Below are 13,295 nucleotides of genomic sequence, written 5' to 3'. Positions count from 1 at the left end.
CAGACAGGTAGTCAAGACAAAGGAGAGTAAGGTGGCGCGAACATTGTTCGATAAGATCTGGGATGACCATGTGGTCGAACGCCTCCCGGACGGCACCTGTATTCTCTACATAGACCGGCACCTTCTTCATGAGGTGACGAGTCCCCAGGCCTTCGAAGGCCTGAGGATGTCCGGGCGTCGCCTGCGCCGCCCGGATGCGACGGTTGCCGTGGTCGATCACAACGTGCCGACCTCGGACCGCTCGCTGCCGATCGAGGAGCCGGAATCCCGGCTCCAGATCGAAACGCTGGAAAAGAACGTCGCCGAATTCGGCGTCCCCTATTTCAGGCTGCGCTCGAAAGACCAGGGAATCGTGCATGTGGTGGGGCCCGAACAGGGCATTTCCCTTCCCGGCATGACGATCGTCTGTGGCGACAGCCATACCTCGACCCATGGTGCCATGGGGGCTCTGGCCTTCGGTATCGGGACCTCCGAGGTCGAGCATGTCATGGCGACCCAGACCCTGCTGCAGAAGCCTGCCAGAAACATGCGCATCACGGTGTCTGGCCAGGTCGGTCCCGGCGTGACGGCAAAAGACATCATGCTGGCGATCATCGGCAAGATCGGCACCGCCGGCGGCACCGGTCACGTGATGGAATTTGCCGGAGACGCCATTCGCGCGCTCGACATGGCAGGACGCATGACGCTGTGCAACATGTCTATCGAAGCCGGTGCGCGCGCCGGGCTGATCGCGCCCGACGAGACAACCTTCGCCTATATCGAGGGCCGCCGCTTCGCCCCCAAGGGCGATGATTTCGAAAAGGCCTGCGCCTATTGGCGTACGCTGGCAACCGATGACGATGCCGTGTTCGACACGGAAGTCACGCTCGATGCCGCCTCGATCCAGCCCAGTCTGACCTGGGGCACGAGCCCCGAAGACGTGATCGGCATCGATGGCGTCGTGCCCGACCCCGCGGGATTCAGCGACCCCGCCCGGGCGCGTCAGGTACAGCGCATGCTCGATTACATGGGTCTCGAAGCCGGTCAGAAGATCGCCGGGACCCGGATCGACGTGGCCTTCATCGGCTCCTGCACCAACAGCCGCATCGAGGATCTTCGTTCCGCTGCCGCCATTGCCAGAGGCCGTCATGTGGCACCGGGCGTACGCGCCATGGTCGTGCCGGGATCGGGCCATGTGAAGGCGGCCGCCGAGGCCGAGGGGCTGGACCGGATCTTCGTTGAAGCCGGGTTTGAATGGCGCGAGGCCGGATGCTCGATGTGTCTGGGCATGAACCCGGACAGGCTGACCGCGGGCCAGCGCTGCGCCTCGACCTCGAACCGCAATTTCGAGGGGCGTCAGGGACCCGGGGGGCGCACGCATCTGTGCTCGCCAGCCATGGCGGCAGCCGCGGCGGTGTCCGGCTGCTTTGTCGATGTACGGGAGATGGTATGATGGACAGGTTCACGACCCTCACGGCTGTGGCAGCCCCCATGCCCGCCGAGAATATCGACACCGACCAGATCATTCCGGCGCGTTTTCTCAAGACCATCCAGCGTAGCGGCCTCGGCAAGAATGCCTTTGCCGCGCAGCGTTATAACGACGATGGCTCCGAAAACCCCGATTTCGTCCTGAACCGCGAACCCTATCGTCATGCCGAGATCCTCGTCACGCTCGACAATTTCGGCTGCGGTTCCTCTCGTGAACATGCGCCCTGGGCGCTGCTGGATTTCGGAATCCGCTGCGTGATCGCGCCGAGCTTTGCCGATATCTTCTTCAATAACTGCTTCAAGAACGGCATCCTGCCGATAAGACTGCCGCGCGAGATCTGCGAGGCACTCATGGAAGACGCAGCTCTCGGGAGCAATGCCCGCCTTACGGTCGATCTTCAGGCCCAGTGCATCCATCGGCCGGATGGCTCGAGCGTGGCGTTCGAGGTCGATGGCTTCCGCAAGCATATGCTGATCGAGGGGCTGGACGATATCGGTCAGACCCTTCAGCATGAAACGGCAATTGCCGGTTTCGAGCGCAAGCGTGCCCTGGAAGAAAGCTGGAGACCCAATATCGTGATGGAGGATGCCTCGTGAGCCAGGCCAGCAAGCTTCTCGTTCTTCCCGGTGACGGGATCGGCCCCGAGGTCATGCGCGAGGTCGCGAAGCTGACCCAGTGGCTCTCGACCGCCCGGGGATTGCGCGTCGAGATCGCCGAAGAGCTGGTGGGCGGCGCATCGCTGGCCCGGCACGGCGTTCCCCTGCGCCCGGAGGTCGTGACCCTCGCGAAGGAGGCCGATGCCGTTCTGTTCGGCTCGGTCGGCGACCCGAACTGGGGTCATGTGGCGTTCGACAAGCGTCCCGAAGCGGCCATTCTCGGCCTGAGACAGGCGCTGTCGCTCTTTGCCAATCTGCGTCCCGCGCAGGTTTTCCCGCCGCTCGTGAGCGCCTCGACGCTGAAGCCCGAGGTGATCGAGGGGCTCGATATCATGATTGTCAGAGAGACGGTCGGCGGCGTGTATTTCGGCGAGCCGCGCGGTATCGAGACGCTGCCCGACGGCACCCGCAGGGGCGTCAATACGGAGGTCTATACCACGCCGGAGATCGAGCGCGTTGCCCGCGTTGCGTTCGATCTGGCGCGTCTGCGCGGCAATCGCGTCTGCTCCGTCGAGAAATGCAACGTGATGGAGAGCGGGCTGCTCTGGAAACAGGTCGTGAGCGCGCTTCACGAGCGGGAATATCCGGATGTGCAGCTCTCGCACATGCTCGCGGATAATTGCGCCATGCAGCTCGTGCGGAATCCGAAGCAGTTCGACGTGATCGTCACCGGCAACCTGTTCGGCGATATCCTTTCCGATCTGGCGTCGATGCTGACCGGATCGCTCGGCATGCTTCCCTCCGCGACGCTCGGCGCGGTTCAGGAAAACGGGAAGCGCCATGCGCTGTACGAGCCTATTCACGGCTCGGCTCCCGATATCGCCGGTCAGGGAATCGCCAATCCTCTGGCGCAGATCCTCTCTTTCGCCATGTTGCTCCGCTATTCCCTCAAGCGTGAAGACGATGCGCGCCTGATCGAACAGGCCGTTTCCAACGTGCTCGCGAGCGGGTTGCGTACGGCGGATATCATGTCCGAGGGTATGGCGCGCGTCAGTACGGAGACGATGGGCGCCGCCGTACTTCAGGAAATGCAGAAGCTGGCCTGAGCCAGCCGGAGGAAACCATGTCCCTGATCGCTGCCCGGCTCGACCGGATCTCTCCCAGCCAGACGATCGCCATCTCCCAGAAAGCGCGGGCGCTCAAGGCGGCGGGGCGGGACATCATCAGCCTTTCGGCAGGAGAGCCGGATTTCGACACGCCCGACAATGTCAAGCGCGCCGCCTGCGATGCCATTGCCCGTGGCGAGACCCGCTATACCGATGTGGCGGGAACGCCAGCCTTGCGTCAGGCGGTCGCGGCCTGGCTCAATCGCGATTTCGGTCTCGATTACCGGCCGGAGGAGATCGTGGTCTCCACCGGGGGCAAGCAGGTCATCTATGACGTGTTCACCGCGACGCTCGACAAGGGCGACGAGGTGATCATTCCGGCTCCGGCCTGGGTTTCCTATCCCGATATCGTGACACTGGCGGATGGCAAACCCGTCATCGTCCAGACCCGCCCCGGGAACGGGTTCAGGCTCGAGGCCGATGCGCTGCGCGAGGCCATCACGCCCAGAACGAAATGGCTCGTTCTCAATTCGCCCTGCAATCCGACCGGCGCGGTCTATTCCGAATCCGATCTGCGGGCCCTTTGCGACGTTCTTCTCGATCATCCGGACATCTGGGTTCTGACCGACGATATCTACGCAAAGCTGGTCTATGACGGTCTGGTCAGCAAGACGCTGGTGCAGGTCGAGCCGAAACTGCGCGAGCGCGTGGTGACGATGAACGGCGTCTCGAAAGCCTATGCCATGACCGGCTGGCGTATCGGTTTTTCGGCGGCCCCGGTGGCGCTGACCCGGGCGCTCGTCAAGTTGCAGGGACAGAGCACGAGCAATGCCTGCTCCATCGCCCAGGCGGCGGCGCTCGAGGCCGTGACGGGACCTCAGGATTTCATAGGCGAGATGGTTTCCGTCTATCAGACACGGCGGGATTTCGTTCTTTCCATGCTTGCGCAGGCGCCCGGTCTGTCCTGCACCCGTCCGGAGGGGGCGTTTTACGTCTTTCCTTCCATTGCGGGCCTGATCGGCAAGAAAACTGCCTCGGGCAAGGTGATCGAGAATGACGAGATCTTCGTCACCGAACTCCTCGAGGAGACCGGTGTGGCCGCCGTTCACGGCAGCGCCTTCCTGACGCCGGGCTATTTCCGCATTTCCTACGCCACCGATACCGACAGTCTGCGCGAGGCCTGCGCGCGCATCCAGCGCTTCTGCGCCTCGCTGGGCTGAGGCGATGGATCTGCGTCTCGCGCAGCGCCTGCAGGGCCTGCCGCAGCCTGCGACCATTGCCATGTCTGCCAAGGCGCGCGCTCTGCGCGCTGCCGGAATCGACGTGATCTCGCTGGCACTGGGCGAGCCCGATTTTCCCTCCCCGCCCGAGGCGGTGGAGGCGGCCTGTCAGGCCGGGTTGCGTGGCGATACGAAATATCCGCCCGTCGGCGGTCAGCCCGCGCTCAAGGCGGCGGTTGCCCGGAAGTTTCTCGATGAAAACGGGCTGAGCTACGCGCCTGAGGAAATCCTGATCGGCAATGGCGGCAAGCAGCTCATCTACAACGCTTTTGCCGCGACCATAGACCCGGGTGACGAGGTGATCGTGCCCGTGCCCTACTGGGTGAGCTATCCCATCATCGCGCAGATGATGGGGGGCGTCACGGTGCCGGTGCCTTGCCGGGAAAGCGAGCGATTCCGCCTGAAGGCCGAGGCGCTTCGTGCCGCGATCTCGCCGCGCACGCGTTGGCTCGTGCTCAATTTCCCCAATAATCCGAGCGGTGCCATTCTCGAGCGCGACGATCTCGAGGCGATTGCTGCCGTTTTGCGCGATGCGCCGCATGTGCTCGTCATGGCCGATGAGATCTACGAGCATCTGACCTTCGACGGGCGCGCTCATGTCTCTCTGGCGTCGGTCGCTCCGGATCTCAGGGACCGTATCCTGACGATCAACGGTATGGCCAAGGCTTATGCGATGACGGGATGGCGCGTCGGGTTCTGCGGCGGCGCACGACCGCTCATTGCGGCCATGACCAGCATCCAGAGCAATGCGACCTCGGGCGTATGCACCCTCGCTCAGGCCGGTGCCGTTGCGGCATTGTCCTCCCCGGTCGCGCAACGCGATGCGATGCGCGAGACCTATAGGCGGCGGCGGGATATCGTCGTTCCGGCGCTCAGGGCCATGGATTATGTGAGCTGTGCGATGCCGGACGGTGCCTTCTACGCCTTTCCCGGCATTGCGGCGGCGCTGGGGAAGCAAAGCGCTGCGGGGCGCAGTCTGGCGAGCGATCGGGATTTCGCAGAAGCCTTGCTCGAGGAAGCGCATGTGAGTGTCGTGCCCGGAAGCGCTTTCGGGCAGCCCGGTCACCTGCGGCTCTCCTTCGCGGCATCGGATGAGATCCTTGCGGAGGCCTGTACGCGTCTGGAGCGGTTCCTCTCGGCGCTCCGCTGACTTTACGCCTCCCGCGCGGGATGCGACCATGCGGGCATGATCACATCCTTTCCCGATTTCCGGACGCTCGATTTCCCGACGCCGGAGCGCGATGCGCTCGAGGCGGAGTACGCCGCCATTCATGCCGCGATAGACGCCGACGATCTTCCCCAGGCGCTCGATCTGTTCGATCGTCAGCGGCGCGCCTATGAATCCTGGGCCTCGCTGGCGGGGCTGCGTTTCTCGCAGGACACGAAACACCCCGGATATATCGCCGCACGCGATCTTGCCGACCGGCTGACCCCTTTCGTCACCGGTCTGGAGACCGGGGTCAAGCGTCGCTTTCTCGAACGGAGAGACCAGGCCGCCCGATATATCGACGCCTATGTGCTGGCGTTATGGGATACCGACATCACGACGTTCGATGACCGGATCGAACCGCTTCTGGCGGAAGAAGCCCGTCTGTGTTCCGAATACACGGCGCTTCTGGCGAAAGCCGAAATTCCGTTTCGCGGGGCCATATACAACCTCTCGGGGCTGGAGCCTTTCCAGCAGGAGCCCGATCGTCAGACCCGTCATGACGCGGATGCGGCGCGCTGGGAGTTCTACGAATCCCAAAGTGCGGCGCTCGATGGCATATTCGATGCTCTCGTCCGCCTGCGCACCGAGATGGCCCGTACGCTCGGCTTCTCGTCCTATACCGAGCTCGGCTACCGGCGGATGCGCCGGACGGATTATACCCCGCGTGATGTGGCGGGCTTTCGCGAGCAGATTGCAACCCATGTCACGCCGCTCGTGCAGGCCCTGCTCCAGAGGCGCCAGCTCGAGATGGGATGGGACCGCGTGAAGGCATGGGACGAGGCGCTTGTCGATCCTGCCGGAAATCCGGCGCCTGCCGGGAACGTCCCGGTCATGCTCGCGCGTGCGGCCGAGATGTTTGCGAAGCTCGATGAGACCGGCGAGCTGGCTGCCTTTTTCGACGCGATGGTGCAAGGACGGTATCTCGATCTCGAGAACCGCCCGGGCAAGGCCGATGGCGGATTCTGCACGTCCTTCCCGTCGAACGGCACCCCGTTCATCTTCGCGAATTTCAATGGCACTCACGGGGATATCGGCGTCTTTACCCATGAAATGGGTCACGCATACCAGAACTGGAAAAGCCGCGATCTTCCGGCCTTCGACAGTTTGTGGCCGACCATGGAAGCGGCCGAGATCCACTCGATGGGTCTCGAATTCCTCTCTTGGCCCGAAATCGACGGGCTCGTCGAGGAGGGGGGAGCCGATCGGTATCGCAGGCTGCATCTGACGGAGAGCCTGTGCTTTCTGCCATATGGCGCGTGCGTGGATCACTTCCAGCACGAGATCTATGCACGGCCCGATATGAGCCCGGCGGAGCGCCACGCGACCTGGCAGCGTCTGGAGCGGCATTACATGCCCTGGCGTGACTGGGGCGATCTGTCCTATCCCGCCCGGGGGGCGCGCTGGCAGGCCCAGCGTCACATCTATGAGGCGCCGTTCTATTACATCGACTATACGCTGGCTCTGTGCGTCGCCCTGCAACTCTGGCTGATCGGTCAGGTCGACGCGCCGCGTGCGATGGATATCTACCGGTCTCTCTGCGCGGCAGGAGGAAGCCGCCCGTTCTGTCGTCTGGTCGAGGAGGCCGGGCTTACGGTGCCGTTCGCCGAGGGCGCACTGGCCGAGAGCGTCGATGAGGCCGAGCAGATCCTGATGAGCTGAGCCCCGCCGCCCGCCTCATCTCCCGGACGGGACGGATTTCGCTCCGGCCGGGGGGAGCGTATCGCCGGTTTCAGCGCCCTGTTCGGGGGAACGGTATAGGCCCGCGCGTTCCCGGCAGGGCTCTGGCGGTTCTAGTTCCGGCGATTCCACTGATCCAGCAGCGTCAGCACGGCCTGGGGCGACATGGCACGGGCGTGACCCAGTGTGGTGGTGCCATCCGGATTCAGCAACTTGCCGCCCGCCGTGACGATCAGCACCGTAGGCACTTCGGTGATCGTCACGCCGTATTGTCTGGCAAGATCGAGATTCCGGTCGATATGCCCGACATTGACCGGGACGATGACGAATTGCGACTCCAGCCACTGGTTGACCGAAGGCTGGTTGAAGACGCCTGCCAGCATACGGCAGTCAGGGCACCAGTTCCCGCCGAAATCGAGCAGCACCTTGCGATGGGATTGCGCCGCGGTTTTGAAGGCTTCCGAAACCTGTGTCTTAGCGAGAGCGACGTCAGGATAAACGTCCCTGGCCGGTGCGATGCTCGTGTCGCTGTCCAGAACGGGGGGCGAAGGAGGATTGTCCCCGGCGGGTGCCGCGCCAGCGAGGGAAGTCATGCCCGAGAGTGCGATACCGAGCGAAGCCAGGATGCCGAGTTTGCGATGCAGCACGATAGGGGCCTTTCCGGGTGTGGAATTCGGGGGGGGCGGAAATCGGTCAGCGCGGGCGCGCGCGCAGGCAGGATAATGGCGGATGTTCCAAAGTCTGTCAGAGTATGAAATATTTCCCATCCGAAGGAAAGACCGGAGAGGATAAGGTGTCCTTGCGTAAACGATCGAACACAACCGGTGCCCAGTCCGGTACCCCAACCGGTGTCCCTCCCGGGGAGGTGACCGTCCGGGCGACGCTCCTGCGGACGCTGACCCTGGTGCTGCTTACCCTGGCGTTCGCTTTCTGTATCCGGGCTCTGCCGCCGCTCATGCATGGCGTGCAATATCTTGCCGGGACATCGGCCTGGCAGACGCTTTACGACTGGTTCGGCATACAGAGCAGTCTCGGGCGCGAACAGATGATCCTGATCGGGATCATGATGGTCTGCTTCTGTCTCGCGCTGGTCGTTCAGGGTGTCGGGCTCGTCCTGTGGGCGAGGCTGCGCCGCTGAGGAAGCAGCGCGAGCACTGTCAGCCCCAGCCAGGCCAGCATGAGGATCGTGCCGCCGACCGGAGCGAGAAAGGCGCTGTGGGTGGCCTTCAGGGCAAGGCATGAAACCGGGACCACGAACAGGAATGTGCCTGCCGCCATTGGCAGGGCAACCCAGAAGAAGCGTGGGCGCGCCGCGAAGGCGATGATCATCATGGCGAGAACATGCCATATGAGCATGCTCACGGCCCGACCCAGCATTGCGCGACCGCCCGCGATGAATGCCGTTTCGGGCAGATGGGCGGACAGAGCCGCAAGCATGACGGCAGAACATCCGCCGAGACCGCAGAAACCGAGAATCAGACGTTGCCAGATCACCATGGGCGCGACACTCTTCCGGAGAAACGGGAGCGCGAGGAGCGACAAGCCCTCGCAGCGTCCTTATATCCAATCGGCCATGATGAGAAAGAGAGAGGTTCGCACGTGAGAACAGGATTGATGATCGGCGCCGCAACGCTCCTGCTGTGCGCCTGCACGCCGGACTACCCGAAGCTTCCGCCTCTGCCGGCCAAGGCAGCGCCCTTCTCGACGGCTGACGCGGCATTCCTGCAACAGGCCAATGAGCACGATCTGACCGAAGCGGCGATGGCCAAGCTCGCGGACGATCATGCGCGTTCGTCCGACGTGAAGGCTCTGGGGGCCAGATCCGCCACGGATTACGAGGCGCATCGCAAGACCCTGGCAAGCCTCGCCGACAAGCATGGTCTGGCGCTGACGGATACGCTGATGGCCAAGGATCAGGAGCGCGTCGACCGTCTCTCCGGGCTGCACGGCCGCGCCTTCGATCGCGCCTATGTCGAGGCCATGGAACGGGAAGCGAAATCGGTCCAGCCGGTGATCACGACCACCTATACGACGACGAAGGACAGCGATGTGAAAGCGGCAGCGACGGCCATGCAGAAACTCGATCAGCGCTCGATCTCCTCGGCCTATAGCTGGCTTCCCCAGCTTTCGACGCGCAAATACGGCAAGAGCGCGCGCTGATGAGCGTTCGGCTCGACCGGATCGTGACGCGGGGCGGGGATGGAGGTGAGACATCGCTCGCCGACGGATCGCGCCTGCGCAAGGACGCTGCCGAAATCGAGGCGCTGGGAACGCTGGACGAGCTGAACGCAGCGGTCGGACTGGTGAGGCTGCACTCCTGCGCACAATCCGAGCTGTTGAAGGTGCAGAACCTCCTTTTCGATATGGGCGCGCTGCTCTGTGTGCCCGATCGCGAGGCCGATGCGGCCCGTTTCGCAGACGCACTGGAATGGCTCGAAGGGGCGATCGTTTCCCTGCGCGAGGCCCAGTCTCCTCTGACCAGCTTCGTCCTTCCCGGCGGCACGGAGGCTGCGTGTCGGGCGCATATGGCCCGGACGGTGACGCGACGCGCGGAGAGACGCGTCGTCGCCATCGGGGAGGAGCGTCTGGGTCCGGTCGTCATGATCCTCAATCGCCTGTCCGATTATTTCTTCGTTCTCGCGCGCCATGAAAACGACCGGGGGCGCGCGGATGTGCTGTGGCAGCCCGCACAAACGGGCTGAGGCGCGGGCAGCATCCCGGATGACGCGGTTTTCCGGGATGTCCTGTTTTCAGGATCGAGGCCTGATCGTGAGTCTCCCTCGCTGCTATCCGAATCCGGTTACAAGATCGCGTGAGCGTGGCCGCGCAATCATGCTTTCTAAAGCGTGAATAATGGGCAATAAAATGACCTGTGCTCATTTTTTCAGCAAGTAAAATAACAAAGCAGCCTCTAATGTCATTTTGTGAGAAGTATTATCCTGTAAATTTCATGTATCTTTACATCCGAAATCATAAGTATAACTCTCATTTTTATAAGTATGTCATGCTAACGTCTTGCTTGTGTGGGCGTGACATTCCACGAGGGTTGAGATAAAGGAAGAGCTGTCTCGGCTGTTTTGAATTAATCAACAGTCATGGAAAACGGGATTTCCGTTTCGCACTGTCTACTTGCATTACGTTTATTTTCTTGGGCCTAGGCTTAAAATAGTGGGTATAAACTTGTCTTTTTCAGAAAAAGATCCAGGATCCGACCCGGAAATCAGCGAAGATTCCCTGCGTCTTGCGCTGGAGCGTCTCGGATCGGGTACAGCCAAGCGATCCGCCGCAACGACGCAGCGGAAACCATCATCCGATCAGCGCCGTCGTCGTTTCGTGCAGGAAGGGCAGGTCGTCGTCGAGCATCACCAGCCTTCGCGGGCGGCCATGCGTGCACCGGTGACCGTCGGGGAAGATCAGGGTGAGGAGCTGTCCCGGCTGCGTAATCTCCTCCGTCTGGAACAGCGCCGCGCCGAGGATGTGCAAAGAGAGCTGAGCGACCTGCAAGGACAGCAGCGTACGCTCGAGACCCATCTGATGCATGAAAAGCTTCATGTCACGGAGCTCGAGAAGAAAGGCCGCGAAAGCGCCCAGCTCCTGCACGAAGCCCAGATCCAGATCACCCAGCTCAGGGAAGAGGCGCTCATGCTGCGTCGTCAGCTCGATGTCGCGCTGGCCGATGCCCACGCGGTAACGCGGCGAGCACGCGGTCCCGGGCGTCCGCGTCGGGTGGAACTTGCCGATCCGACCGGACAGGAGCCGGAACCCGTCCAGTGGTGGAAGGACTGACAGCGACGGAACGGGTCGGGATCAACCTGCCCGGACGTCGCCCTTATTGAACCGCCCTGTCCGGAGCAGCCCTGTCTGGAGCAGCTTTGCCCCGGAGCAGCCTTTTCGGGAGTAGCCCTGCCCGGGGCTGTCCCGTTCGGGGCTCTCCTGTCCGGGGCAGCCCCGTGCGGAGGGCGGTCGGGGATTCTCAGCGCGCGCGTCGCAGCTGCGTTGCGAACCATACGAGACAGGCGAGGAAGACGATCAGGCCGAGGATCGTGCCTGCCGGGTTCGGGAGAGATACGGCCATGAGATCGGCATGTCCGCTCAGGCCGCTGATGGTCGCGATCAGCACGCCGATCAGGCTCTCGCCGACGATGAAGCCCGAAGCGATCATGGTCCCGCGACCGTCCTCGCGATCGCTCTCATGCGTGCCGTCGCCAGACGTCTTCCGGCGTCGGGTCGGATCGAAAAGGCGCGCGAGAACGGCGCCGAGCGCGATGGTGACGGACACGTCGGCGGGAAGATAGATGCCCATGCCGACGGCAAGCGGCGGAAGCGCGAGCCCCTTCGCGCGCAGGAGACGATCTGCGACGATGAGCCCCATCCCCAGTGCGGCGCCGACAAGGATCATCGTCCAGTCGAGATCGTGACGCAGGATTCCGCGCGCGATATCGACCATGAGGCCGGGCTGCGGCGCGGGGAGCGCCCGCGATACGTCCATCGAGGGCCTCGGCATGGCGCCCACGAATCCGTAGGCATTGTAGAGAACATTGAGCACGGGCGGAATGACGAGGGCCCCTGCGACGCATCCGACAAGCAGGACGACCTCCTGCTTCCAGGGAGTGGCGCCGACGAGTTGTCCGGTCTTCAGATCCTGGAGATTGTCGTTCGAGATCGCCGCCGATCCGGTGAGGGCGGTCAGGACGAAGAGAATGAACGCGATGGCGCCGTGCTGTCCCGATTCCGTCATGCTGTCGGGCACGAGATGGACCGTTTCGAGCGCGAGCAGGACAAGACACAGCGTGACGACGCTGATGATCGAAATTCCGGAGATCGGCGAAGACGAGGAGCCGATGATTCCCGCCATGTACCCACATGCGCTCGCAACGAGGAATCCGATGAACAGACATGCTCCGATCCCGAGCGCCACCATCGCCATCAGCAGTCTGTCATGGGCGGTGATCGGCCAGAGAAACGACGTGAAGACGAGACCGAGCGCCACGACGATCACGGCAAGAAGGGCGTTCATCACGACGGGAGGCAGATCGCGATCCGTCTCAAGCGCCGTGTGACGGTGCTTTCGGGAAAACGCCTCGCGCAGACCGCGCACCACCGGACGGAACAGGGCTGCGACCGTCCAGATCGCCGCGACGGCGATCGTGCCTGCGCCCATGAAACGTATCTTGTGCACCCAGAGCGCTGTCGCGAAGGCGTCCGGCGAAAGCCCGGCGGGATGCAGCGAGAGGGCGCTGAGCCAGGGAACGGCGACCCACCAGCCTATGGCGACGCCGGCCAGCATGGCGATCCCTCCGCTCAACCCGACCAGATATCCCGTTCCGATCAGGGCGAGGGAGAAAGATCCCTCGACCCGGAAGAGAGACGCACCGATGCCGAAGGTGGCGCTCCAGCCATCGCGAATGACGCGAAGACCGGTCGAGAGGAAGGTCACGATTGCGGCCACCGCGCTCCCCTGGACGAGGGCGCGCAAGGCATTGCCGTTCCCCTCAGGGGATGCTGCACGCAGGATCTCGGCGCAGGCCACGCCTTCCGGATAGGGAAGCTCGCTATGGGTCACGAGGGCGCGTCTCAGGGGAATGGTGAAGAGCACGCCCGTCGCGCCGCCGCAAAGCGTGATGAGAAAGCTTTGCCAGTAGGGAAAACCGCTCCAGAATCCGATCATGACCAGGCCCGGAATGGTGGCGAAGACGCAGCTCAGCGTGCCTGCGGCAGAGGCCTGGGTCTGGACGAGGTTGTTCTCGAGGATCGAGCTCCCGCCCAGCGCGCGCAGGGCAGCCATCGAGATGACCGTCGCCGGAATGGAGGAGGCGAAGGTCAGGCCGATCTTGAGACCGAGATAGACATTGGATGCGGTGAAGACCACCGTGATCAGGGCGCCGAGAATGACCCCTCTTATGGATAATTCCCGTATCGCCTTCTGCATTCCGTCTCTCTGTCCCGATTGCGTAAGGG

Annotated in this window: 13 protein-coding genes; 10 read left to right on the top strand and 3 right to left on the bottom strand. The window is 63.1% G+C overall.

Annotation, left to right across the window (positions count from 1 at the left end; genetic code table 11):
• Positions 1 to 31: 31 nt before the first annotated feature.
• From leuC to SSA02_RS07145, 6 genes are read left to right on the top strand one after another with little or no spacing between them, the layout of a single operon-like run.
• Positions 32 to 1,432 (top strand): 3-isopropylmalate dehydratase large subunit, encoded by a 1,401-nt coding sequence (gene leuC / locus SSA02_RS07170; protein ID WP_147093333.1) that lies wholly within the window; start codon positions 32 to 34, stop codon positions 1,430 to 1,432.
• Positions 1,432 to 2,064 carry a 3-isopropylmalate dehydratase small subunit gene (leuD, locus tag SSA02_RS07165; RefSeq protein WP_147093421.1) on the top strand — a complete coding sequence of 211 codons (633 nt, stop codon included), beginning with the start codon at positions 1,432 to 1,434 and terminating at the stop codon, positions 2,062 to 2,064. Before leuC ends, leuD begins: the two co-directional genes overlap by 1 nt.
• On the top strand, positions 2,061 to 3,170 hold the full coding sequence (gene leuB / locus SSA02_RS07160) for a 3-isopropylmalate dehydrogenase (protein ID WP_147093332.1): 1,110 nt from the start codon (positions 2,061 to 2,063) through the stop codon (positions 3,168 to 3,170). The genes leuD and leuB overlap by 4 nt, the downstream gene beginning before the upstream one ends.
• Positions 3,171 to 3,187: 17 nt before the next feature.
• Positions 3,188 to 4,390 (top strand): pyridoxal phosphate-dependent aminotransferase, encoded by a 1,203-nt coding sequence (locus SSA02_RS07155; protein WP_147093331.1) that lies wholly within the window; start codon positions 3,188 to 3,190, stop codon positions 4,388 to 4,390.
• A gap of 4 nt (positions 4,391 to 4,394) precedes the next feature.
• Positions 4,395 to 5,600 (top strand): pyridoxal phosphate-dependent aminotransferase, encoded by a 1,206-nt coding sequence (locus tag SSA02_RS07150; RefSeq protein ID WP_147093330.1) that lies wholly within the window; start codon positions 4,395 to 4,397, stop codon positions 5,598 to 5,600.
• A gap of 36 nt (positions 5,601 to 5,636) precedes the next feature.
• On the top strand, positions 5,637 to 7,319 hold the full coding sequence (locus SSA02_RS07145) for a M3 family oligoendopeptidase (protein WP_147093329.1): 1,683 nt from the start codon (positions 5,637 to 5,639) through the stop codon (positions 7,317 to 7,319).
• A gap of 131 nt (positions 7,320 to 7,450) precedes the next feature.
• Here SSA02_RS07145 and SSA02_RS07140 read toward each other — a convergent pair whose 3' ends face one another.
• Positions 7,451 to 7,984: a thioredoxin family protein gene (locus SSA02_RS07140; RefSeq protein ID WP_246103683.1), complete on the bottom strand. Its 534-nt coding sequence runs from the start codon at positions 7,982 to 7,984 to the stop codon at positions 7,451 to 7,453.
• Between the two features lie 152 nt (positions 7,985 to 8,136).
• Between SSA02_RS07140 and SSA02_RS07135 the strand changes: the two genes are divergently transcribed.
• Entirely contained in the window at positions 8,137 to 8,475 is a 339-nt protein-coding gene (locus SSA02_RS07135) for a hypothetical protein (protein WP_246103682.1), read from the top strand.
• On the opposite strand, the gene SSA02_RS07130 is transcribed toward SSA02_RS07135, so the two are convergent.
• Entirely contained in the window at positions 8,433 to 8,834 is a 402-nt protein-coding gene (locus SSA02_RS07130) for a DUF423 domain-containing protein (RefSeq protein ID WP_147093328.1), read from the bottom strand. The two genes, SSA02_RS07135 and SSA02_RS07130, sit on opposite strands and share 43 nt — an antisense overlap.
• Before the next feature lie 102 nt (positions 8,835 to 8,936).
• On the opposite strand from SSA02_RS07130, the gene SSA02_RS07125 reads away from it, so the two are divergent.
• The 3 genes from SSA02_RS07125 to SSA02_RS07115 all read left to right on the top strand — a co-directional run bounded on the left by SSA02_RS07125 (position 8,937) and on the right by SSA02_RS07115 (position 11,123).
• On the top strand, positions 8,937 to 9,497 hold the full coding sequence (locus SSA02_RS07125) for a DUF4142 domain-containing protein (RefSeq protein WP_186807708.1): 561 nt from the start codon (positions 8,937 to 8,939) through the stop codon (positions 9,495 to 9,497).
• Positions 9,497 to 10,039 carry a cob(I)yrinic acid a,c-diamide adenosyltransferase gene (locus SSA02_RS07120; RefSeq protein ID WP_147093326.1) on the top strand — a complete coding sequence of 181 codons (543 nt, stop codon included), beginning with the start codon at positions 9,497 to 9,499 and terminating at the stop codon, positions 10,037 to 10,039. The genes SSA02_RS07125 and SSA02_RS07120 overlap by 1 nt, the downstream gene beginning before the upstream one ends.
• 478 nt (positions 10,040 to 10,517) lie before the next feature.
• The gene (locus SSA02_RS07115; RefSeq protein WP_147093325.1) at positions 10,518 to 11,123 is read left to right on the top strand and encodes a hypothetical protein; all 606 of its coding nucleotides are present in this window, start codon (positions 10,518 to 10,520) and stop codon (positions 11,121 to 11,123) included.
• 187 nt (positions 11,124 to 11,310) lie between these two features.
• Here SSA02_RS07115 and SSA02_RS07110 read toward each other — a convergent pair whose 3' ends face one another.
• On the bottom strand, positions 11,311 to 13,266 hold the full coding sequence (locus SSA02_RS07110) for an OPT family oligopeptide transporter (RefSeq protein ID WP_147093324.1): 1,956 nt from the start codon (positions 13,264 to 13,266) through the stop codon (positions 11,311 to 11,313).
• Positions 13,267 to 13,295 lie beyond the last annotated feature (29 nt).

The sequence above is a fragment of the Swaminathania salitolerans genome (assembly GCF_007988945.1).
Taxonomy (GTDB): domain Bacteria; phylum Pseudomonadota; class Alphaproteobacteria; order Acetobacterales; family Acetobacteraceae; genus Swaminathania; species Swaminathania salitolerans.
The sequence above is the reverse complement of the archived record's forward strand: the minus strand, read 5'-3'. Positions and strand labels throughout refer to the sequence as shown.

Bases quoted from the DNA above. Each gene is read 5' to 3' on its own strand.
- leuD (WP_147093421.1), top strand. From the start codon at position 1,432: ATGGACAGGTTCACGACCCTCACGGCTGTGGCAGCCCCCATGCCCGCC.
- SSA02_RS07155 (WP_147093331.1), top strand. From the start codon at position 3,188: ATGTCCCTGATCGCTGCCCGGCTCGACCGGATCTCTCCCAGCCAGACG.
- SSA02_RS07150 (WP_147093330.1), top strand. From the start codon at position 4,395: ATGGATCTGCGTCTCGCGCAGCGCCTGCAGGGCCTGCCGCAGCCTGCG.
- SSA02_RS07145 (WP_147093329.1), top strand. From the start codon at position 5,637: ATGATCACATCCTTTCCCGATTTCCGGACGCTCGATTTCCCGACGCCG.
- SSA02_RS07130 (WP_147093328.1), bottom strand. From the start codon at position 8,834: ATGGTGATCTGGCAACGTCTGATTCTCGGTTTCTGCGGTCTCGGCGGA.
- SSA02_RS07120 (WP_147093326.1), top strand. From the start codon at position 9,497: ATGAGCGTTCGGCTCGACCGGATCGTGACGCGGGGCGGGGATGGAGGT.
- SSA02_RS07110 (WP_147093324.1), bottom strand. From the start codon at position 13,266: ATGCAGAAGGCGATACGGGAATTATCCATAAGAGGGGTCATTCTCGGC.